The organism is Synechococcus sp. UW86 (assembly GCF_900474085.1).
GTDB lineage: Bacteria > Cyanobacteriota > Cyanobacteriia > PCC-6307 > Cyanobiaceae > Parasynechococcus.
Window position 1 is genome coordinate 420,806 of the sequence record NZ_UCNU01000017.1, and the last position, 21,677, is coordinate 442,482.

At 59.9% G+C, this 21,677-nt stretch carries 23 protein-coding genes; 13 read left to right on the forward strand and 10 right to left on the reverse strand.

The genetic code is table 11. The annotated features are described in order from the left end of the window. Nucleotides 1–40: 40 nt before the first annotated feature. Genes acsF through fmt form a run of 4 tightly spaced genes read left to right on the forward strand, consistent with a single transcriptional unit; the run spans nt 41 to nt 4,942 of the window. Entirely contained in the window at nt 41–1,111 is a 1,071-nt protein-coding gene (gene acsF / locus DXY04_RS10785; protein WP_115162054.1) for a magnesium-protoporphyrin IX monomethyl ester (oxidative) cyclase, read from the forward strand. Nucleotides 1,112–1,143: 32 nt separating this feature from the next. Next, entirely contained in the window at nt 1,144–2,553 is a 1,410-nt protein-coding gene (locus DXY04_RS10790) for a TldD/PmbA family protein (RefSeq protein WP_115162055.1), read from the forward strand. After that, complete coding sequence (locus DXY04_RS10795) at nt 2,553–3,923, forward strand: TldD/PmbA family protein (RefSeq protein ID WP_115162056.1); 1,371 nt, start codon at nt 2,553–2,555, stop codon at nt 3,921–3,923. Before DXY04_RS10790 ends, DXY04_RS10795 begins: the two co-directional genes overlap by 1 nt. Nucleotides 3,924–3,925: 2 nt before the next feature. Beyond that, a complete protein-coding gene (fmt, locus tag DXY04_RS10800; RefSeq protein ID WP_115162057.1) occupies nt 3,926–4,942 on the forward strand; it encodes a methionyl-tRNA formyltransferase in 1,017 nt (338 codons plus the stop codon). Nucleotide 4,943: 1 nt separating this feature from the next. Here the strand turns inward: fmt and DXY04_RS12290 are convergent, their stop codons facing one another. Genes DXY04_RS12290 through DXY04_RS10815 form a run of 3 tightly spaced genes read right to left on the reverse strand, consistent with a single transcriptional unit; the run spans nt 4,944 to nt 6,663 of the window. Beyond that, on the reverse strand, nt 4,944–5,594 hold the full coding sequence (locus tag DXY04_RS12290; RefSeq protein WP_170951411.1) for a hypothetical protein: 651 nt from the start codon (nt 5,592–5,594) through the stop codon (nt 4,944–4,946). A 3-nt stretch (nt 5,595–5,597) separates the two neighbouring features. Continuing rightward, the gene (locus DXY04_RS10810; RefSeq protein ID WP_115162058.1) at nt 5,598–5,936 is read right to left on the reverse strand and encodes a DUF6464 family protein; all 339 of its coding nucleotides are present in this window, start codon (nt 5,934–5,936) and stop codon (nt 5,598–5,600) included. After that, nucleotides 5,926–6,663: a DUF475 domain-containing protein gene (locus DXY04_RS10815; RefSeq protein ID WP_115162059.1), complete on the reverse strand. Its 738-nt coding sequence runs from the start codon at nt 6,661–6,663 to the stop codon at nt 5,926–5,928. The genes DXY04_RS10810 and DXY04_RS10815 overlap by 11 nt, the downstream gene beginning before the upstream one ends. Nucleotides 6,664–6,701: 38 nt before the next feature. On the opposite strand from DXY04_RS10815, the gene DXY04_RS10820 reads away from it, so the two are divergent. Further along, nucleotides 6,702–7,457 (forward strand): hypothetical protein, encoded by a 756-nt coding sequence (locus DXY04_RS10820; RefSeq protein WP_115162060.1) that lies wholly within the window; start codon nt 6,702–6,704, stop codon nt 7,455–7,457. A gap of 214 nt (nt 7,458–7,671) precedes the next feature. On the opposite strand, the gene DXY04_RS10825 is transcribed toward DXY04_RS10820, so the two are convergent. After that, entirely contained in the window at nt 7,672–7,866 is a 195-nt protein-coding gene (locus tag DXY04_RS10825) for a hypothetical protein (RefSeq protein WP_115162061.1), read from the reverse strand. Nucleotides 7,867–8,155: 289 nt separating this feature from the next. Between DXY04_RS10825 and DXY04_RS10830 the strand changes: the two genes are divergently transcribed. Further along, nucleotides 8,156–8,662, forward strand: coding sequence for a hypothetical protein (locus tag DXY04_RS10830; protein WP_115162062.1), 507 nt, complete (start codon nt 8,156–8,158; stop codon nt 8,660–8,662). A gap of 30 nt (nt 8,663–8,692) precedes the next feature. Here the strand turns inward: DXY04_RS10830 and DXY04_RS12585 are convergent, their stop codons facing one another. Then, nucleotides 8,693–8,827: a hypothetical protein gene (locus DXY04_RS12585; protein WP_256377351.1), complete on the reverse strand. Its 135-nt coding sequence runs from the start codon at nt 8,825–8,827 to the stop codon at nt 8,693–8,695. A 40-nt stretch (nt 8,828–8,867) separates the two neighbouring features. After that, a complete protein-coding gene (locus DXY04_RS10835; protein WP_115162246.1) occupies nt 8,868–9,104 on the reverse strand; it encodes a hypothetical protein in 237 nt (78 codons plus the stop codon). A gap of 64 nt (nt 9,105–9,168) precedes the next feature. On the opposite strand from DXY04_RS10835, the gene mfd reads away from it, so the two are divergent. Both mfd and DXY04_RS12295 read left to right on the forward strand, forming a co-directional pair. After that, nucleotides 9,169–12,747 carry a transcription-repair coupling factor gene (mfd, locus tag DXY04_RS10840; RefSeq protein ID WP_115162063.1) on the forward strand — a complete coding sequence of 1,193 codons (3,579 nt, stop codon included), beginning with the start codon at nt 9,169–9,171 and terminating at the stop codon, nt 12,745–12,747. Between the two features lie 79 nt (nt 12,748–12,826). Beyond that, nucleotides 12,827–12,994 (forward strand): hypothetical protein, encoded by a 168-nt coding sequence (locus DXY04_RS12295; protein ID WP_006849887.1) that lies wholly within the window; start codon nt 12,827–12,829, stop codon nt 12,992–12,994. A gap of 1 nt (nt 12,995) precedes the next feature. On the opposite strand, the gene DXY04_RS10845 is transcribed toward DXY04_RS12295, so the two are convergent. From DXY04_RS10845 to DXY04_RS10860, 4 genes are read right to left on the reverse strand one after another with little or no spacing between them, the layout of a single operon-like run. Further along, nucleotides 12,996–14,345, reverse strand: a complete 1,350-nt coding sequence (locus DXY04_RS10845) for a S41 family peptidase (RefSeq protein WP_115162064.1) — start codon at nt 14,343–14,345, stop codon at nt 12,996–12,998. A 34-nt stretch (nt 14,346–14,379) separates the two neighbouring features. Next, complete coding sequence (gene ispG, locus DXY04_RS10850) at nt 14,380–15,576, reverse strand: (E)-4-hydroxy-3-methylbut-2-enyl-diphosphate synthase (RefSeq protein WP_115162065.1); 1,197 nt, start codon at nt 15,574–15,576, stop codon at nt 14,380–14,382. Nucleotides 15,577–15,596: 20 nt separating this feature from the next. After that, nucleotides 15,597–16,160, reverse strand: coding sequence for a uracil-DNA glycosylase (locus tag DXY04_RS10855; RefSeq protein WP_115162066.1), 564 nt, complete (start codon nt 16,158–16,160; stop codon nt 15,597–15,599). Beyond that, entirely contained in the window at nt 16,157–16,531 is a 375-nt protein-coding gene (locus DXY04_RS10860; RefSeq protein ID WP_244278666.1) for a VOC family protein, read from the reverse strand. Before DXY04_RS10860 ends, DXY04_RS10855 begins: the two co-directional genes overlap by 4 nt. 113 nt (nt 16,532–16,644) lie before the next feature. Here DXY04_RS10860 and DXY04_RS10865 point away from each other — a divergent pair, with 113 nt between their 5' ends. The 5 genes from DXY04_RS10865 to DXY04_RS10885 are packed head-to-tail and all read left to right on the forward strand — an operon-like array spanning nt 16,645 to nt 21,668. Next, the gene (locus DXY04_RS10865; RefSeq protein ID WP_115162068.1) at nt 16,645–17,823 is read left to right on the forward strand and encodes a pyridoxal phosphate-dependent aminotransferase; all 1,179 of its coding nucleotides are present in this window, start codon (nt 16,645–16,647) and stop codon (nt 17,821–17,823) included. Nucleotides 17,824–17,849: 26 nt separating this feature from the next. Next, nucleotides 17,850–18,773 (forward strand): putative selenate ABC transporter substrate-binding protein, encoded by a 924-nt coding sequence (locus DXY04_RS10870; RefSeq protein ID WP_115162069.1) that lies wholly within the window; start codon nt 17,850–17,852, stop codon nt 18,771–18,773. Continuing rightward, a complete protein-coding gene (locus DXY04_RS10875) occupies nt 18,770–19,474 on the forward strand; it encodes an ATP-binding cassette domain-containing protein (protein WP_115162070.1) in 705 nt (234 codons plus the stop codon). The genes DXY04_RS10870 and DXY04_RS10875 overlap by 4 nt, the downstream gene beginning before the upstream one ends. Continuing rightward, nucleotides 19,453–20,985, forward strand: coding sequence for a phosphonate ABC transporter (locus DXY04_RS10880; RefSeq protein ID WP_115162071.1), 1,533 nt, complete (start codon nt 19,453–19,455; stop codon nt 20,983–20,985). The genes DXY04_RS10875 and DXY04_RS10880 overlap by 22 nt, the downstream gene beginning before the upstream one ends. Next, nucleotides 20,982–21,668 carry a GDSL-type esterase/lipase family protein gene (locus DXY04_RS10885; protein ID WP_115162072.1) on the forward strand — a complete coding sequence of 229 codons (687 nt, stop codon included), beginning with the start codon at nt 20,982–20,984 and terminating at the stop codon, nt 21,666–21,668. The genes DXY04_RS10880 and DXY04_RS10885 overlap by 4 nt, the downstream gene beginning before the upstream one ends. The last annotated feature ends 9 nt before the right edge of the window (nt 21,669–21,677 follow it).

Genomic DNA, 21,677 nt, shown 5'->3' on the forward strand with positions numbered 1-21,677 from the left:
GCTGACACGCCTACATTGGCAGGATCGTGAAACGCAACTGATGGTCCCTCCCACCGCCGTGGCCGAAGGCAGCGCTGTAGCCATCAAGGATCCTGTCAAGGACACAATCCTGACCCCTCGCTTCTACACCACCGATTTCGAAGCGATGGCGGCAATGGACCTTCAGCCCAATGAGGCTGAACTTGAAGCCATCTGTGAAGAGTTCAGGAAGGATTACAACCGCCACCACTTCGTTCGTAATGAGGAGTTCGAGGGTGCTGCGGACAAGCTTGATCCTGAAACCCGCAAGGTGTTTATCGAATTCCTTGAGCAGAGCTGCACATCGGAATTTTCAGGATTCCTGCTCTACAAGGAACTGAGCCGCCGCATTAAGGCGAAGAACCCTCTTCTGGCCGAGTGCTTTGCTCACATGGCTCGGGATGAAGCTCGCCACGCCGGCTTCCTCAACAAGTCGATGAGTGATTTCGGCATGCAGCTGGATCTCGGCTTCCTGACCGCGAACAAGGACTACACGTTCTTCAAGCCGAAATTCATCTTCTACGCCACCTACCTGTCTGAAAAGATCGGCTACTGGCGTTACATCGCCATTTACCGCCACCTAGAAAAGAACCCCGACAGCAAGATCTTCCCGATCTTCAACTTCTTTGAGAACTGGTGTCAGGACGAAAACCGACATGGTGATTTCTTTGATGCCCTGATGAAGGCCCAACCGGACACGGTTCGTGGCCCCATCGCCAAACTCTGGTGCCGCTTCTTCCTGTTAGCAGTGTTCGCCACTATGTACGTGCGCGACGTGGCCCGCAAAGAGTTCTACGAGGCTCTCGGATTGGATGCTCGCACCTACGACAAGATGGTGATCGAGAAGACCAACGAAACGTCTGCGCGCGTTTTCCCCGTTGTTCTTGATGTGAACAACGACAAGTTCTGGACACGCCTCGAACGGCTGGTGGCCAATAACGCCGCATTGGAAAAGGCTGATGCCAGCGATTCCATCGCTCCCCTAAAAGTGCTTCGCAAGCTGCCCTTCTGGATCGGAAACGGTGCCGAGATGGCCAAGTTGTTCCTGATGCCAGCGATCGACAGCGATCGTTTCCAGCCAGCTGTGCGCTGAGGGGACTCCCCCGGCCCAATCGAGGAGATTTCTTGACCAACGCCTTTTCGAATCAGTGGCAAGGACTCTTGGAGTCCTTGCTGCACCGTGGCAGCTCCGCAGGAGCCGACCTGGTGGAGGTGTTTCTTGAGCGCACCGACCACATCGGTTTGCTTGCCGAACAGGATCGGATCACCAGTGTGAATCCGTCGTTCGCCCGTGGAGCTGGCCTCAGGGTGTTCCGTGATGGCCGTGATGGCTTCGTCAGCACCAACGATCTCAGCGAAGCCGGCCTCCAGCGCGCCCTCGATCAGGCCCTCGCCATGCTCGGTCTCGAGGCGCAACAGCTCACGTCCCCTTCAGCTTTCGATGGGTTGAAGAAGCTGACCGACCACGGCTTGAACAAAGCCGACTGGTTGGAACGCTGTCCCTCCCTGGATCAGGCCAGCCAGTGCCTGCTCAAAGGCACAGACCATCTCAATCGTCTTGGTCAGCACTTGCAGGTGCGCCGTGGCAGTTACGCCCGCGACTGGCAGGAAGTGCTGGTGGCTGCATCCGATGGCACTTTTGCCCGCGACATCCGCCTGCATCAGTCCACAGGTCTATCCGTTCTTGCCGCCGACGGCGATCACCGATCCAGCATTGGCCGCCGCTATGGCAGTTCCGATCGTCCGGACGATCTTCGCGACTGGGATGCCGAAGCCAGTGCAGCTGAAGTGTGCAACAGCGCTGGAACGATGTTGCGGGCCGACTACGTGGATGCCGGACAGATGCCGGCTGTTCTCGCCAACCGGTTTGGTGGCGTGATTTTCCACGAGGCCTGCGGTCACCTGCTCGAAACAACCCAGATTGAACGGGGCACCACGCCCTTCGCGGATCGGGTTGGTGAACTGATCGCTCACCCTGCAGTCACCGCCATCGATGAAGGGTTGAGTGGTGGATCCTTCGGTTCCATCTCGATGGATGACGAAGGGATGGAACCTGAGCGCACCGTGCTGATCAAAGACGGGGTGCTCCAACGCTTCATCAGTGACCGGGCCGGTGAACTGCGCACGGGCCACAAACGCACCGGAAGCGGCCGACGTCAGAGCCATGCCTTTGCAGCTGCGAGCCGGATGCGAAACACCTTCATCGACGCCGGTCCGCATACCCCTGAACAGTTGATTGAATCCGTCGATCAAGGCCTGTACTGCAAGGCCATGGGTGGGGGAAGCGTCGGCCCGACAGGTCAGTTCAATTTCTCCGTTGAAGAGGGGTATCTGATTGAGAACGGCAAACTCACCAAACCGGTGAAAGGGGCGACGTTGATCGGTGATGCCAAGGAGGTGATGCCACGCATTTCGATGTGCGCCAACGATCTGGAACTGGCTGCCGGGTTCTGCGGATCCGTGAGTGGAAGTGTGTTCGTCACCGTGGGCCAACCCCACATCAAAGTTGATTCGATCACGGTGGGGGGCCGTTGATGATGAGCAGCAACAACAGCCTCAACGCCTCGGATCTCAGGGATCGCCTTCAGACCCTCGCCTCGCGCGAAGGCATTCGTCGTTGGGATCTTGGTGCCGCCTGCAGTGACGATTGCTCCGTTCAGGTGGATCGTGGTGAAGCCAAACAACTCAAGGCATCGCAGCGGAGCTCCATCACCGTCCGGGTTTGGAACAGCGATGGCCTGGTAGGTATCACCAGCACCACCGACCTCTCCCATAGCGGCTTGGAGCAAGCCCTGGTGGGAGCCCATACGGCCAGCCGTTTTGGCAATCCCGAGGACATCCCTGAGTTCTCCCCCCTGGCCACAGCTCCACTCCCCGAGCTCGATCGACCACTTCAACCTCGCCAAGGAATCCTCCCCCTGCTGGACACCCTTCGGGATGCGGAAGCCGATCTGTTGGGTCGTCACCCCGCGATCCAGACCGTCCCCTACAACGGACTGGCGGAATCCCTGTCCCAGAGCCTCTATCTCAACAGTGAGGGAGCACTGCGCCAGATGGAGCGCACCCAAGCCAGCCTGTATCTCTACGCAAGGGCTGAGGAAACAGGTCGTAAGCCCCGCAGTGGAGGTGCTGTTCGTTTGGGTCTTGGCAGCAGCGAACTGGATGTTCAAGGCTGCATCAGCGAGGCCGTTGATCGCACCGTCAGCCATCTGGATTATCGACCGATCGAAACCGGGAGGTACCGGGTTTGCTTCACCCCCGAGGCCTTTCTCTCACTGCTTGGTGCCTTCAGCAGCATGTTCAATGCGCGTTCGGTGCTCGATGGGGTGAGCTTGAGCCAGCGGGATTCGATTGGATCCGATGTGGCGGTTCCCTTCTTCAACCTCCACGATGACGGCCTCCACCCCGGACACATCAGTGCGGCAGCCTTCGATGGAGAGGGAACACCAACCCGACGTCTCTCCTTGATTGAGGGCGGAACCCTGCTGAATTTCCTTCACTCGGAAGCCACGGCCCGAGCCTTTGGTGTTCAACCCACAGGCCACGCTGGACTTGGCGCCAAGGTTTCGGTGGGTCCAGACTGGTTCGTGGTTGGTTCCAACCCGCAGGTGAGCAGCGGTAACAGCCTCAACCACCGAACCGAGTCAGGCCCCTTCGTGCTGATTGAGGATCTGTCAGCGCTTCACGCCGGTGTGAAAGCCACCCAGGGGTCCTTCTCCTTGCCCTTCGATGGATGGTTGGTGAACAACGGCGAACGGGTTTCCGTTGAAGCAGCAACGGTTGCCGGTGACATCCGCTCTGTTCTCAACGGCATTGCTCATCTGGAAGCTGATTCTGAAATCACCCACCGAGGCGTTTCCCCTCATGTTTGGGTGGATGGACTCTCCATCACCGGCGAAGCCTGACGTTGAAGATTCTGTTCTGGGGGACACCGGTCTATGCGGTGCCAACCCTTAATGCACTGCATGATGCGGGCCACACCATCGTTGGGGTCGTCACGCAGCCGGATCGTCGGCGGGGTCGAGGCAAACAGCTGGTTCCATCACCGGTGAAGGCGAGGGCGGAAGAACTCGGTCTTCCTGTGTTCACCCCTGAACGGATCCGTCGGGATGACGATTGCAAAGCCAAGCTCGCTGCACTCGGTGCTGATGCCTCGGTGGTCGTGGCCTTCGGACAGATCCTTCCCAAGGATGTGTTGGAGCAGCCTCCCCTGGGCTGCTGGAACGGCCACGGATCACTACTACCGCGTTGGCGCGGTGCTGGTCCCATCCAGTGGTCCCTGCTCGAAGGGGATCAGGAAACGGGTGTGGGGATCATGGCCATGGAAGAAGGGCTCGATACTGGTCCGGTTCTGCTCGAGCAACGCACCCCGATCCAGCTGCTGGAACCTTCCATCGCCTTGGCCGAACGGCTCAGTGCTCTCACTGCAGAGCTGATGGTTCAGGCGATGCCACTGATTGAAGCGGCGGGACCGGGTCCAGAAGACGAGAGATTGGCAAGGCTCAACGTGCGGGTTCAGGCCGAGGGGTCGACCTATGCCCGCATGCTCGAGAAGCAGGATTTCCAATTGGATTGGTCTGCCCCTGCTCTCAGCATTCATCGCAAGGTGATGGGGCTTCATCCCGGAGCGTTCACCCAGTGGCAGGGCAAACGCCTGAAGGTGTTGCGCACGGAGCCGTTGATCGAGCGCCTGCAGGATCAACTCAGTCCTGAGGGATGCAACCTCTTGGGCCAATGGCCCACCGGCGGGCATCCCCCAGGGACGATCCTTGCAGTGATTGAAGATCTGGGGCTTGTGGTGAGCAGTTCAGGCTGCCCCCTTCTGATCCGGGAGGCACAGCTTGAAGGGAAAGCACGCAGCACAGCCCCCGTTCTGTTGCAGCAACTCAACGCCACTCCCGGAGATCGATTGGGCGAAGGTTGATTCAGGATTCCGTGTATAACATCCGCGCTTGAGACCAAACCCGATCGAGAGCCTGCTCGGAAAGCTGAAGAGCTTCCGGAAACATCGTCGAGAGCCATTGTTGGCGCTTCAACAGGGTGTCGGCTTCAAAAAATGTTTGCTGCGAGGCCAGCACTCTGAATTTGAGAAATTCCAGCAACCTTGCGCGCAAGCGAACCGTATCGATGAGTTTGATCCGTTGGCCTTGATCACAGAGATGAATGGTGCTGCCTGTTTCCACTCCGCATAATCGCGGTGCAAGCAATTCCAACGTTGTCGGCGGTTGCCAATGGCGCAACTTTGTTTCGGGGTGGGGGTAATAAATCCAGCCGTTCACAACCTCACTTTGGGGCGTCTTGATCTGAACACTCCAGAACGAGAACGTTTCGGGGGGGTGGAGGTCGGTCCATCGCACCTTTTCAAACAGGTGATCTGGATTTGAAAGTGAAACCTCGAGGGGGGCAAAGTCGAGATTCAGCGTGCCGGAGTAACAGTCCGATAGGTCCAACCCTAAGGACTGGAACACGGGGAATTGCATTCGAATCGTGCCATCCGGATACGGTGAATCGTTGCTTGTTCCGGAGGCGACGCCATGACCAGCACAGAGTCGCCCAGTGAGCCAGTCCGGTTTCATCAATCAGCGAAGTTCACGGTGGCTGCAGTTCTCGCAGGGGCCTTCCGGCCACACAGCACAGCGGAGCAAAGGACTACGGGCATTGAAACGGCAATTGGGATCACCGATAACCCAGACATGTCTCCAGGGTGTTGCATCGGCGGGACGCGTCTGGGGTTTCACCAACAGGGCCACTGAGGCCATCACATAGCGACCGTTGCGAAGGGCGTAACGGTGACGACGTTGCATCACGAGGAAGGATTGCTGTTCCACAACAAGCCATCGCCCCGGTTGTGGCGGATCCTCAAGATCAACGCGATGGAGCAAACGGTCTCCACTGATATGGCGAAGTTCAACAAGCATGGCCTTCGTCCTGATCAAGTTCCTTGCTGCGGATCGACATTCCCCAGGCAAACAGCAACAGCACCACCACCAAGGTGAGCCAATCGGGTTGATTGAGGCTGGGCACGACAACATGAACAATCAAGCGCAGCGCCACGAAAGCAACGGCGAGAAACCCAGCCGTTTCAAGCCGTGGATACAGATCAAGCCAGCGGATGAACAGGGCGGATGTAAAACGCAGTGCCACGATGCCGATGAAGGCACCTGTGCTGATCAACACAATCTGATCACTGATGGCCACGGCTGCGGCGACGCTATCGATGGAGAAGGCCAGATCTGTGAAAGCCAGCAGTAAAACCGTGTTCAGAAAAGGGCGAGACAGACCGTTGGATTCATGTCCTTCGCTGGACTCGGCATCATCGCCTGATCGGTTGTTGAAGTGATCAACCACCAGCCAAACCAGATAGGCCGCAGCGAGGAGTTGCACCCAGGCGTTTTGCAACACCCACTGGGCCACAACGATCAAGGCGATCCGCAAGACCAGTGCAATGCCAATGCCCAGGTTGAGGGCAAGGCCTTCCCGCTCCGGTTGGCGGCTGCTGCGGGCGATGGCCGCGAGGGCCACGGCATTGTCAGCCGACAGGATCAGCTCCAGCAGTACCAGAACAGGCAGCAGGGCCAAAACCTCACCCCATTGATCGGCACCTTCGAAGAAATCCGACAGTGAGGGAAGCGAAGTGATGTCCATCGCGGCAGCCTAGAAAGTGCAAGCGCTGTTCCATTGCGATGCAGATCCGGGCCGAGCTGTGTCACGTCGACACCCTGAGATGCATCGTGCGGGTCGAGGCCTGGCTCGACGGTTCTCTGCAGGGCAGCGCCCTTGGTGAAGCCGCCACTGCTGAAGAGGCTGAGGAGAGAGCGTTGCGACGCCTGAACTCCAGGCTGGGGTCCACTGAGGGGCCACAACAGCCCGTGAATTCAGCTCGCCCTGAAGCCCCCCAGGTGGATGAGCCAAATCCGAAGCAGGTGCCCGTGGAGCGGCCGAGAAAAATTGAGCAGACCCAGCCCTCGTCTGCTCCACACCCCCCTGCCACCCATCAGGTCCCAGCCACACCTGCTGACAACACCCCCTCTGAAACACCAACGGATCCTGACGACTGGAGTGATGAGCTGACCGCCATCGATATGGAAATCAGACGCATTGGTTGGTCTCGAGAGCAGGAGCAGGAGTATTTGACCCGGGCCTTCGCGCTCGGCAGCCGCCACAAGCTCACGCGCTATGCCGATCTGGTGGCCTATCTGCGTCAGTTGAAGTTGATCCAAGCCAACGACGACGCGTCCACCGCACCAGCACCCATCCGTCGTGGTGATCTGCTTCAACAAGGAGATGCCATGTTGAAGCAGCTGGGCTGGAGCTCCGATCAAGCCAGGACCTTTCTCCAACAACAACTGGGGGCGACCAGTCGTCAACAACTCAGTGATGAACAGCTGCTGCAGTTCAACATGCTGCTGGAGGAGCAGACGCTCAGCCAGGCCAAATAAGCACTAACACTCAGGAATGGTCAGGGCTAGTGGCTTACAACGGGTTTGCGGCAGGGACTGATACGGCGTCCATGCCGATTGCAGCAGGGTGAATCGTCTACACACTCTGTGCAGCCCGGTCGTTCCCTCCGCTTCTTTCCTGAAGGGGGGAATGGCCCCTATGGGGCGGTAATGAGATCGGAGTTCTGTCGTGAGGGGTTGCCTAGCTGATAACTCAACTGCGGAGGTTGAACTCCAGCTTCGTTTTAGGTTTTTGATACTTGATCACATTCATCACCTGAAGACCAGTATTTTCAGACTTCCTCTCCTCGGCAAGCGCTTTGAGGATCATGGAGCCCGAAGCCTGCCAGTCTTGATCGACTTCAATCAATTGCTTGGCTCGTGAGTAGTACTCCGCAGCTTTTGCCAAATAATCAGACTTCTGGCTTGATGTCTTAGAAGATATTGCCGTTGTGATGGATCTTGCTTTCTCTGGAAGAATTGTACAGCATGCTTTTCAGTGCAGATAAATCATTTGAGGCTTGCAATCCCGTGAACGCGTTTTAGACCAAGCCGATTGACCAAACCGCGAGGAATCGATAACCAGCTGAGGCGGATGCTCCTAGCGAGCATTTTTGGCCTGAATGTCACCTGATATATCAACGTTTTGAATCTTTAACCTGGCAAATTCACCAGCTGCACTTGCGATAAGGTCAGTCATGGATGACCCCACCCTTGTTGTACGGCAGCTGATCAATGAGCTTCGGGATGACATGTCCGAAGCAGGTCGTGAACTCAGAAATCGCAGCACTTGGGATCTCCAATGCCCCGTCGTCATCATTGATGCCCGAAGCGCACCCAACCGGGTTGTTAGAACCTCAGTGCGCGGCATCACTGGTGCCATCGCCACCAGCAACGTGATCGATGATCCCTTGATGCGGTCGTTTCTGGATCGCTTCCGTGAAGTTGGTGCGGATGAAGCCCTCAATGAATTTCTGCAGGGTCCAGAGGCAGAACGTTTCTCAGAGCTCTGGGACATCTACAACGACGAAGCCAAACAGCAGGGTCTAGCGGTCTGGTCCCACAGTGACGCCGCCAAATTTGTGCTCAAGTCGAAAACTTGTTTTGACGACGGTCAGCTGGCCTGTGTTGCCATTACGTCGGGAGACCATGGGGATGCCCACGACGTGCTCACCTTTTCTGTGGATGCCTGCTGGTTGTCTTGAGCGCCGGTTCGGCCTTAAACGCACCGGAATTCAGGAGCGGATCAGTTGAACAACAACAAAAAGCGCAGAAACTGCCAGGGGCCAAAGCAACCAGGTCAACTGAGGAATGGTGAGGGCGAGCACAAGCCCGATCACGAAGAAAATCAGAAAACGGCCGAGGGTCATGAAGGCACCAATACCGACGTATTGAACCGAAAACCCCGCCTTAGGCCAGTTTTTCGCGCCTTGAGCTGGGGGTTGGTTCGGGGGTGAACAGGATGGGGACCGAGGAAGCAACCAGCACGCCGCCCACAGTCAGCAACACCAGCAGCGGAATGGGCCGGACCAGGGGCTGACGCTGCAACGGTGTCGCGCAGCTGGAGCAGAGCGGAACAACCCCCTTGGGTGGATGCAACACCAATGCCGGGCCGCAACAGCAGGAGGGGCAGCGGTAGCGCGGCATCGACCGGTGACACGCAGCTGCAGGCACCTTATTGCGAAGATCATGGATTGCCGAGGCCTGCTCCATGCCGCTCCGTTCCCTGGTGACCAAGTTGCAGGAAACTGCACTCACCGGTGAGCTTGATGAGCGCTCAAGCCGCCCCGAACGTTTGCTGATGCGCGGGGCTGGTCGTTGCAGCCGAGCTCTGGTGGCCAGCGCGCTCTCACAGCGGCGGGACGCACCTCTGCTCGTGGTGGTGCCAACGCTTGAGGAAGCGGGACGCTGGACAGCGCTGTTGGAATTAATGGGATGGAGTCAGGCCAGCCTGTACCCCACCAGCGAAGGCTCTCCCTATGAACCCTTCGATCCCACAAGTGAAATCACCTGGGGGCAACTTCAGGTTCTGAGTGACCTGCTGGGGGAACCCAACGCGGCGTCCTGGGCCATCGTGGCCACGGAACGTTGTTTGCAGCCCCATCTCCCCCCGCCGGATGTTCTGAAAACAAAAACGCGCACCTTGCGAAAAGGGGATGAAGTTGATCTAGAGGCACTGGGCGAGACGCTGGCCCAACTTGGCTACGAGCGGGTCACCACCATTGAGCAGGAGGGGAGCTGGAGCCGTCGCGGCGACATCGTCGACATCTTCCCGGTGAGCAGTGAGCTGCCTGTTCGACTCGAATTCTTCGGAGAGGAGCTCGACAAGCTGCGGGAATTCGATCCCGCCAGCCAACGCTCACTGGACCCCGTCGATGCGCTTCGACTCACACCAACAGGGTTTGGGCCTCTGATTGCGGACCAGCTCAGGGAGACGATGCCCGATGGACTGGAGCAATTGCTTGGTAGCGAGGGCACAGAGCAGCTTTTGAACGGCGGGACCCCGGAAGGCATGCGCCGGCTGATGGGGCTCGCCTGGGAGCAACCCGCCTCGCTTCTCGACTACCTGCCGGACACCACAACAGTGGTGATCGATGAGCGACGCCAGGGGTCGGCCCACGGACAACAGTGGCTCAGCCATGTGGAGGAACATCACCACGACATGGCTGCTGAGGCGGGTCTGGACGAGGGCGATCGTGATCGGCTCTGGCCAGCGGTTCTGCACCGTGAGATTGAATCCGCCTATGCCCTGACGGAGGTCTTCCATGGCTTTGACATGGCAGAACTGCTCGAAGTCGACGAGCACCCCAACAGCTTTGACCTCGCCAGCCGCCCTGTTGCGGCCTACCCCAACCAATTCGGAAAACTCGGGGAACTGATCAAGGGATTTCAAACCGAGCGCACGGCGGTTTGGTTGGTGTCTGCACAACCCAGCCGAGCGGTTGCTCTGCTGGAGGAGCACGACTGCATCAGTCGGTTTGTGCCCAACGCGGGAGACAGCAATGCCATTTCCCGTCTAATTGAGCAGAACACCCCCGTCGCCCTGAAGGTGAGGGGCACGGCAGAACTTGAGGGTTTGCAGCTGCCGGCTTGGCGGATTGCCCTGGTCACCGACCGTGAATTCTTTGGCCAGCAGAGCCTCAGTTCCAGTGGCTACGTGCGCCGTCGCCGCAAGGCCGCGAGTCGCACGGTGGATCCCAACAAGATGCGCCCGGGCGATTTCGTGGTGCATCGGAACCATGGCATCGGCCGCTTCAAAGCCATGGAAAAACTCGCGATGTCAGGCGACATCCGCGACTACCTCGTGGTGCAGTACGCCGATGGAATCCTTCGGGTTGCCGCCGATCAACTCGGCAGCCTGGGCCGTTATCGGGCCACGAGTGAAACACCCCCGCAGCTCAACCGTATGGGTGGCACGGCCTGGAACAAGGCCAAGGAACGGGCCAAGAAGGCGGTTCGCAAGGTAGCCCTCGATCTGGTGAAGCTCTACGCAGAACGGCAACAGGCCGCAGGCTTTGCCTTCCCCTCCGACGGCCCCTGGCAGGTGGAATTGGAGGAGTCGTTCCCCTATGACCCGACGCCGGATCAACTGAAGGCAACGGCCGACGTGAAGCGGGATATGGAACGGCAGGAGCCGATGGACCGACTGGTGTGCGGGGATGTTGGCTTCGGCAAGACCGAAGTTGCGATCCGCGCCATCTTCAAAGCCATTACCGCTGGAAAGCAAGTGGCGATGCTGGCCCCAACCACGGTGTTGGCTCAGCAGCACTGGCGCACGCTCTCGGAACGCTTCGCGCCATATCCGATCAAGGTGGCTCTGCTGAATCGTTTCCGAACGGCGTCGGAACGCAAATCCATTCTCGATGGCCTGAAGCAGGGAACCATAGACGCCGTGGTGGGAACCCACCAGTTGCTCAGCAAAGGAGCGTCGTTCCAAGAGCTTGGTCTGTTGGTGGTGGATGAAGAACAGCGCTTCGGTGTGAATCAGAAGGAAAAGATCAAAGTGCTGCGGAAGGGCGTTGACGTGTTGACCCTGTCGGCAACGCCGATTCCCAGAACGCTCTACATGAGCCTTTCGGGGGTGCGGGAGATGAGCCTGATCACTACACCACCGCCATTGCGCCGTCCGATCAAGACGCATCTGGCTTCTCTGGATCCGGAGGCGGTGCGCAGCGCCATCCGCCAGGAACTGGATCGTGGGGGCCAGGTGTTTTATGTGGTTCCCCGGGTGGAAGGAATCGAGGAGGTGGCTGCAGGCCTACAGGAAATGCTGCCAGGCCTGAAGCTTTTGGTGGCTCACGGTCAGATGGCCGAGGGCGAACTGGAGAACGCCATGGTGGCGTTCAACGCCGGTGAAGCCGACGTGATGCTCTGCACCACGATTGTGGAAAGCGGCCTGGACATTCCTCGCGTCAACACGATCCTGATTGAGGACGCGCACCGTTTTGGCCTGGCCCAGCTGTACCAATTGCGGGGGCGGGTCGGTCGCAGTGGGATTCAGGCCCATGCCTGGTTGTTCTATCCGGGCAACGCATCGCTGAGCGACACCGCTCGTCAGCGGCTGCGCGCCATTCAGGAGTTCGCCCAACTGGGCAGTGGATACCAGCTCGCCATGCGGGATATGGAGATCCGTGGGGTCGGAAATCTCCTCGGCGTGCAGCAGAGCGGCCAGATGGAAACCATCGGCTTTGACCTCTACATGGAAATGCTGCAGGAATCCCTGGCGGAAATTCAGGGTCAAGACATCCCCAGCGTTGAAGACACCCAGGTGGACCTCCCCGTCACGGCCTTCGTGCCTGCGGACTGGATCACTGATCCGGATGAGAAGATCGCGGCCTACCGGGCTGCCGCCGACTGCCTCACCGCGGAGGCCCTGGTTGAGCTGGCTGCGGGTTGGGCCGATCGCTACGGAGCGCTGCCGGCTGCCGTGGTGTCGCTTCTGCGTCTGATGGAGCTCAAACTGCTGGCGAAGCGGTGCGGCTTCTCCAGGATCAAACCGGAAAAGCCCAACATCGTGCTCGAAACTCCCATGGAGGAACCGGCGTTCCGTTTGCTGCGCCAGGGATTGCCCCAGCATCTGCATGGTCGTTTGGTGTATCAGGCCGGCAGCGGCATCCAGCACAAGGTGATGGCCCGCGGTCTTGGTGTTCTCCCCATGGAGAAGCAACTGGAACAGCTGATGGAATGGCTGCGTCTGATGGCAGCCCAGATTCCCGATGCCGATGGCAAAACGGAGTCACAGCGGCAGGAGGAGCTGCGTGCCAAGAATGCAGAGGTGGTTCAGGTCTGAAGCCTGAACCCAATTCTGAGAAAAACGTTACCAACCACGCAATTCTTCGTTACATTGGTTCAAGCGAAATCCGTTGGACATGGGTGAATTCGTCGAGATCGGTGCTGGTGGCGTCTCTCTGGAACTGATCAGCGGCGTTTTCTGTGCCACTGCGCTTGGTGTGTATGCCCTGTTCCAGCCCGGCGCTTCAGACGATGACGACTCCAACGGTGGTGGCGGCGGCGGACTGATGCAGCCAATCTCCTGAGTTACTGCAGCGCGTAGCTGAGATTGGCTTGGCCGGGTTTATAGGTCGTGCCTGCCTGAATCTTCTTCAATTTGTTCATCAGGGTCCCCTCAGCCGTCCGGTATTGACTGTCTTTTTGGGTTCCCAGGTCTTCAACCGAGAAGTTTTTGACCTCTTGCTTCGACATCGCCGCTTCGATGTCCGGTTGGATTCCGTTCTTGTGAATATCGGTTCCCTTGGGTGTCAGATACTTCGCGATGGTGACCGTCAGACCGGATCCATCGGCCAATCCGCGAACGGCCTGGACAAGCCCTTTGCCGAAGGTCTTCTGTCCAACGAGTTGGGCACGGGAATTGTCCTGAAGTGCCCCTGAAAGAATTTCGCTGGCACTGGCGGATCCCTGATCAATCAATACCACCAGGGGTTTGTCGGTGATCGCACTGCCTGTGGCGCGCCTCACATCGCGAATGCCCTCGCGGGTTCGGGTGCTGACGATGGTGCCTTCATTGAGCCATTGGCGGGCGATGTCCACACTGGCCTCAAGCAAGCCGCCGGGATTGCTGCGTAGATCCAGCACGTAGCCCTCAGCAGCCTGTGATTCCAGATCCTTGATGGCCGCACGCATCTCACGCGTGGCGTTGGCATTGAATTGCTTGAGACGGATGTAGCCCACCTTGCGGCCATTGGGCGCCGTGTTGAGCATCGCCTTCACGGCATGAATCTCAATGCGCGCCCGTTTCAAGGGCACATCCAGCACCTGACCCTGGCGCCTGAGTCCCAGCACCACATCGGTGCCTTCCGGACCACGGATCAACTTGACGGCGTCCTCGGTGGTCATGCCTTTAGTCGAGGCACCATCGATGGAAACGATCACATCCTTGGGCTGAACGCCCGCACGGGATGCAGGGGTGCCCTCAATCGGAGAGACAACAATCAGCTCTTTCGTGTCATTGTCGAGACTGAGCTGGATCCCCACGCCCATCAATTCTCCGGAGGTGTCGATCTGCATCTCCTTGAACTCCTTCGGATCAAGGAAACGCGTGTAGGGGTCATCAAGGCTGGCCAGCATGCCCCGGATCGCCTCGTAGGACTCGGCGCTGCCCCCGTAGGACTTGCGCAGCAGATTGCTCCGCAACTGGCGCCACGTTCTTTCGTCGTAGGAGCCCGTGGAATCCAGATAATCGCGATAAACGATCTGCCAGACCTGATCAATCACCTCCTTGGGGCTGTCGTGAATCGATCCGCCGGAGGCCGATGGCAGGGAAAGACCCGGCGAGCTGATGCCCAGGGCGGTGACCACACCACCAACCCCCAGCATCAACAGCAACGGAGTCGACCGAACCAAAGAACGCAGGCGCTGACTCCGAACCATGGCCCTTCAGGACTGATTCTTCAGACTAACGAGATCAGGCGGGCTCCACCCAGCGACCGTCCTCTTTGATCAACTGGATGAGGGCTTCAACGCCCTCAGCTTCAGGCACCTTGCGGATTTCATCACGGCCGCGATACAGCGAAATCACACCCGGGGTTTTACCGACGTAGCCGTAATCGGCGTCAGCCATCTCGCCGGGACCATTGACGATGCAACCCATCACGGCAATGTCCAGACCTGTGAGGTGGGATGTGGCGTTGCGCACCTTATGCAACACCTCCTCGAGATTGAACAGGGTGCGACCGCAGCTGGGGCAGGCGACGTACTCGACCATGGTCTTGCGCAGACCCAGGGATTGAAGAATCGAGTAGCAGACGGGGATTTCCTTTTCAGGGGCCTCCGTCAGTGAGACCCGGAGGGTGTCTCCCAATCCATCGGCCAGCAGTGTGGCGATGCCTGCGGTGCTCTTGATCCGGCCGTAATCACCATCACCGGCTTCGGTCACGCCCAGGTGGAGTGGGTAATTGAAACCTTCCTTGTCCATGGTGTCCGCCATCAAGCGGTATGCCGCGAGCATTACCGGAGCCCGCGAGGCCTTCATCGAAATCACGATGTTGTGGAAATCAAGCTCATGGCAGATGCGCACGAATTCCATCGCTGACTCGACCATCCCCTCAGGGGTGTCGCCGTAGGTGAACAGCATCCGCTCCGCCAGGGAGCCATGGTTCACACCGATTCGAAGCGCCTTGTTCTGATCCCGCAGCAGGGTCACCAAGGGCTCGAACGTCTCACGGATGCGCTGACCGATGGCGGCAAATTCCTCGGGGCTGAATTCCTGGCGGTTCGGATCTGGCTTATCAAAAATGAACAGGCCGGGATTGATCCGGACTTTGTCGACGTGCTGGGCGACCTCCAGGGCGATCTTGACGCCGTTGTGGTGAACATCCGCCACCAGGGGAACGGTGCAGCCGCGCTGACGAAGCTCCTGACGAATCTGTCCCATCGCTTTGGCGTGGGCCATCGAGGGAGTCGTCACCCGCACGATCTCACTGCCCGCTTCCGCCAGGCGGATGATGCCGGCTACAGCAGCCTCGATATCGAGGGTGTCCTCGTTGATCATCGACTGCACCACGATCGGGTGCTCGCTGCCCACGGGCACATCACCCACCATCACAGTGCGGGTCACACGGCGGTGGATCTGGGTGTCGTAGCGCCGATCCAGGGCAGTCATGGGGCCGGTGGTGAAGCGCGTCAACGTTCGCACAGCCTGCGCCGAACCGCGTCGAGATCCTGCCGTGTCAGATCCAGGGGCGCGCCGGCTGCTTTGGAGGGATTGCGTAGCAGATAGGAGGGGTGAAAAATCGGCATCACCGCCCGTCCATTCCAGCTCTGCCACTGACCACGAAGCTGGGTCATGCCCCCCTTGATGCCAAGGATGGCCTCCACAGCGGTGGCTCCCGTGAGCACGATCACCGTGGGATCAACGGTCTCCAGTTGCAGGTCAAGCCAGGCCCGGCAGGCGGCCAACTCAGCCTTTTTCGGCCGTCGGTTGTTGGGCGGCCGGCATTTGATTGCGTTGCAGATGTAGAGGTCATGCTCGGGATCCAGATCCACATCCCGCAGCAGTTGATCGAGGGCACGTCCTGAACGCCCGACAAATGGAACCCCCTGAGCATCTTCCTGAGCTCCGGGGGCTTCACCGATCAGCATCAGATCCGCCTTGGGGTTGCCGCGGCTGATCACGACGGTCTGGCGCGTGCTGGCCAGATCACAGGCAGCGCAAGAACTGCAGGCCTCCAGGCTGGAGAAAATCATGACATCGGAGAAACAGATTCCAGGGGGGCCAGGAGCAACAGGGGATTGCCCTCCGGATCTTGGATCCAGGCCTCAGCACCAAAGGGCTCAAGCCGCTCCTCCTCGAGGAGCGATCCACCACGCTTCAGGGCGTTGCTGAGCAGCCGTTGCAGTTCAGGTAGGGGTTGCTGCGATGGGGAGAGCCGCAAGCAGGGCGCCAGCGCTCGCCCTCGGGCTGGAAAAGAGCGCCGGCGTGAGGGCCTGTAGATCTCCAGCTGGGTGCCATCGCTGAACTGAACGATGCAGTGGTGCTCCGCCAGCCCAGGCTTCAACGTGGCTTGAAACAGCTCGCTGTAGAACGTCGCCAATCTGGCGATGTCCTCTGCGGCCAAGACCCAGCTGATCTGTATCACATTCATGGGCGCTGAGAAATCAAGGTTGTCTGCGACACCATCTGCGGCAGGATGATGACGTTTTAAACGCACCGCGGGGAGGTGCGTTACCGATGCCGCGCCCGCCAGAACTTTCCGACCGGGCTGTCGCCCTCAAACCGTCGCTGACGCTAGAGATCAGCGCCAAGGCCAAAGCACTGCGCGACAGCGGCAAGGACATCTGCAGCCTCAGTGCCGGTGAGCCGGACTTTGCGACGCCTGCATTCATCGTTGAAGCGGCTCAGCATGCTCTGGGATCCGGCTTCACCCGCTACGGCCCCGCCGCGGGAGACCCCGATCTGCGTGCTGCTCTGGCCCACAAACTGAGCGTCGAAAACGGGATTCCAACCCAGCCCGAGCAGGTGCTGGTCACCAACGGTGGCAAGCAAGCCATCTACAACCTGTTCCAGGTGCTGCTCAATCCCGGCGACGAAGTTCTGGTGCCGGCGCCCTACTGGCTGAGCTATCCCGAGATGGCGGCCCTGGCCGGGGCGAGCACGAGGATCATCCCCACCAAAGCGGAGGAAGGCTTCCGTCTCGACCTCGCTCTACTGGAGCAGCAGATCACCCCACGCAGCCGACTGCTGGTCATCAATTCCCCTGGCAACCCCAGCGGCCAGGTGATGACACGGGCCGAAATGGAGGCCCTGGCATCGCTGGTGGCCCGTCACCCCCAGCTGATGGTGATGAGCGATGAGATCTATGAATATCTCCTGGCCGATGGTCAGCAGCACTGCAGCTTTGCGGCCATTGCCGAAGAGATCCGCTCGCGCTGCTTCACCGTGAACGGTTTTGCCAAAGGCTGGGCGATGACCGGCTGGCGCCTCGGTTATCTGGCTGGTGATGCTGCTGTGATCAAGGCTGCTTCAGCCCTGCAGAGCCAGAGCACCAGCAATGTGTGCAGCTTTGCTCAACGGGGTGCCATTGCGGCGATCGAAGCGCCCAGAGATTGCGTCCGCGAGATGGCCATCAGCTACAACCGCCGCCGAACTCTGCTCACTGAAGGGCTGCAGGCTCTGGAGGGCATCACCCTGACGCCCCCTCAAGGGGCCTTCTACGCCTTCCCCCGCCTGCCGGACGGCGTGCCCGATTCGTTGGAGTTCTGCCGGCAAGCCTTGGAACAGGAAGGCCTGGCCGTGGTTCCGGGCCTGGCCTTCGGCGATGACCGCTGCATTCGACTCTCCTGTGCCGTAGCGGATGAGACGATCAACGATGGACTGATGCGACTGAAGCGGCTGCTTCGCTCCCTCTGATCCGATCTGATCACTTCCTTTTCTCAATGTCTGTACGAGAACGCAGGGCCGTGGTGGCCACCGGTTTGATTGCCGGACTCGCACTCACGGCCAGTGTTTCCAGTTGCGGCGCACCCCAGAACGACGCCAAACAGGCCGTTCTGCAGATCGGTGCCATCCCCGATCAGAACCCCGAGAAACTCAATCGTCTCTACGGCACGCTCTCTACTGAACTCAGCGAAAAGCTGGATGTTCCCGTGCGGTATGCGCCGGTGAGCAATTACGCGGCGGCGGTGAGTGCCTTCCGCACCGGCAGCCTTGATCTGGTCTGGTTCGGTGGACTCACCGGTGTGCAGGCCCGGCTGCAGACGCCTGGAGCCCGGGTGCTGGCGCAACGGGACATCGATGCACAGTTCACCAGTGTGTTCATCGCCAATGGTGCCAGTGGTTTGCGCCCCTTCACCAGTGCCGACCAACTGGTTGAGCTGAAGGGACGCCGACTGGCCTTCGGTTCGGAGAGTTCCACCTCTGGCCGCCTGATGCCCCAGTTCTTCATGGGGGAAAACGGCGTGAACCCTGAGGATCTGGCGGGGGGCGGCCCTGGATTCAGCGGAAGCCACGACGCCACCATTGCTGTGGTGCAGAGCGGTGCCTACGAGGTGGGCGCCTTGAACGAGCAGGTCTGGCGCAGCAATGTGGCGGACGGCCGCGTGGATCCCGGCAAGCTGTCGGTGATCTGGAGGACACCGCCCTACGTGGATTACCACTGGGTTGTACGGCCCGGTCTGGATGAGCGCTTTGGCGAAGGTTTCACCGACAAGGTCCAGAGCGCGTTGCTGGACCTGTCGGCAGACACAGAGAACGGCGCCACGATTCTTGAGTTGTTCGGTGCCGAACGCTTCATCCCCGCCAAGGACGAGGACTACGTGATGATCGAAACGGTGGGTCGCCAACTCGGAAAGATCCGTTGACGGCGCTGCTGAAGCTGCACCAGGCCTGCCTGGGGCAACGGCTCCAACCGATCACCCTCACCCTTCGTGCGGACCAGCGTGTGGTTTTGCTCGGTGCCAGTGGCGCCGGCAAAACCACGTTGCTCAAGCTCTGCAACGGGGCCTTAAGCCCCGATGCAGGATCCGTGCACTGGTGTGGTCGCCCCCATCAGCAGTTGTCCCGCCGGCAACGGCGCCAAATCGGCACGCTCTGGCAGGACCTACGCCTGGTGGAGGAACTGAGTGTGATCCAGAACATCAACAGCGGTGCCCTGGGACGCCATGGGCTGCTCTGGGCGATTCGCAACCTGCTGGCTCCGCTGGACCCAAACACCTGCCTGGAGCTGATGCACCAGGTGAAACTGGAGGCCGATCTGCTTGAACAGCCCGTGCGTGAGCTCTCCGGAGGGCAGCGCCAACGGGTGGCTCTGGGCCGTCTGTTGCATCAGCGGCCTGAACTCGTGCTGGCGGACGAACCCCTCTCCGCCCTTGATCCCAGCCTCGCAGAAGACGTTCTCAACACCCTGCTTCTCTTGCCGGGCTGTCTGATCAGCCTGCATCGGCCGGATCTGATACACCGTTTCGATCGGGTTCTGGGGCTCCGTGGTGGTGCCCTGGTGATCGATGCGGCTCCAGACACCATTCATCGGGATCAGCTGGAATGGCTCTACGCATCGGCCTGAAGCCAGCCCTGCCGCTGATCCCATTGCTGCCGGGCCTCAGCCTGCTCGGCGTTCTTGGGGTGCTGTTGCGCGATGGTCACGGCGGGGGACTTTCAGTTCTTCAACAGTTCGCGGCTGGGGCCGTGCAGCCCTCCATCAATCCCATCGTTCTGGGCAGCTTGCTCAACGGGCTCCAGATCACCCTGGTGATCGGCGTGATGTCCTGGGGCATCAGCAGTGTCCTCGGCGTGGGTCTCGGACTCCTGAGCTCAAGCACCTTCTGGGAAATCCAGGCGGGCGTGCGTTGGCCTGCGGTGATCTTGCGCCGTTGGCTGGCGCCCCTGCGCGCTGTGCATGAACTGGTCTGGGGGCTGTTGCTGCTGCAGGTGTTCGGGCTGAATGGCTGGGTTGCGATCTGCGCCATCGCGATTCCCTACACGGTTCTGATGGCGCGGGTGATCGCCGATCAGGTGGATTGCCACGTTTCACCGGCAATTCCCGTCCTCAAGGGAGCCGGCGCCACGCCATGGGCCGTGATGCTCACCGGGCTAGTCCCACCGCTGGCAGAGCCGATCAGCGACCACATCGGCCACCGCCTCGATTGCACACTTCGTTCAGCCTTGATTCTGGGCGTTTTCGGACTCGGAGGACTGGGGACAGACCTAAGCCTCAGCCTGCGCTCGCTCCAATTTCAGGAGCTGTGGAGTGGGCTTTGGATGCTGGCCATCGCCATGGTGGTGCTCGACCGACTGCTGCGAACGCTGCGCAGCTGGTCACGCATGCTGATTCTTCCCGTGGCCATGGCCAGCCCCTGGGTTGCCCTTGGCTGGGGAACACAGCTGGATCTGCAGCTGGCCTGGCCAGTGGCTCAGTGGTCGATGGTTGTCGGCAACCTCATCGAGGGATCCCAGGGAATCAATGCTGCCCTTGAGATCTCCTGGCCCGGGGTAATTGGTGCCACGGTGTGGATCACACTGATCGCCGGTTGTGTTGCCACCGGCCTTCCACCGCTGTTGCTGCTGGTTTGGCCCAGCCAGGCCAGCCTGCGTTTGCAGGGAGTGATGTGGGGCGCGTTGCGACTCATCCCGGCCCCTCTCACCGCACTCCTGCTGCTGATGCTGGCCAAACCAAGCCTGGCCCTGGCGGGGCTGGCCCTGGGGCTGCACCACGGGGGTGTGATGGGTCGGGTGCTAATCGACGACCTCCGCAGCCGGGGATTGCGTTCCGCCCAGACCATGAAGACCTGCGGCGCCACCAACCGGGTGAGCTGGCTTTACGGCCCCCTGGCGGATGTGAGTCGCGCTTACCTCACCTATGCGACCTACCGATTGGATGTGATCCTTCGCGACACCGCGATCATCGGCATGGTGGGGGGAGCTGGTCTGGGCTGGCAGCTGATGGAGGCCCTCAGCTCGTTTCATTGGTGGTTGGTGCTCTGGATCGTGCTGATCTCCGCAGTGCTCACACTGCTGGGTGAGACCCTGGGAGAACGACTTCAGGGGAGCTGGAACAGCAGGGCCATGGCCTTATGAGCGGTGCGAACGACGCCCCCCGTCAGCTGATCGTGCTCGGGGACAGTGGCGTGCATGGTTGGGGTGACCGTGAAGCGGGTGGTTGGTGCCAACGGCTGCGCCTGCGCTGGATGAACCTACCCAGCGCACCAGTGGTATACCCCCTGGGCATCCGCGGGGATGGCCTGGAACGCGTGGCCGCCCGCTGGCGCAGCGAATGGAGCTGCCGAGGCGAACTTCGTCGCCAAACGCCGGGCGGACTTCTGCTCAGTATCGGGCTGAATGACACCGCCCGCGTTGGTCGGACCGACGGCAGACCCCAACTGGATGTGGAGGCCTTTTCATTCGGCCTGAGCCAACTTCTCAATGAGATGACCCAGGAGGTGCAGGTGTTTGTGCTGGGCCTCACTGCGGTGGATGAACACGTGATGCCCTTTGCCGGCTGCCTCTGGTACAGCAACAGCCAGATCGCGGCCACGGAGGCCGTGATGGCCGAACAGTGCCGTGAGGCTGATGTGCCCTTCCTGTCCATGCATCAGGAGATGCAGGAGGAGCCCGACTGGTTGACCTGGATGGAACCCGATGGGATCCACCTCAATGCCAATGGCCACCGCTGGCTCGACCAGCGCTTAGGCCAATGGGCGCCTCTGCAGGAGTGGGCCGGACTCGTTGTGAATAACACATCAACACCTATCAGCATGTAAACGAGACCC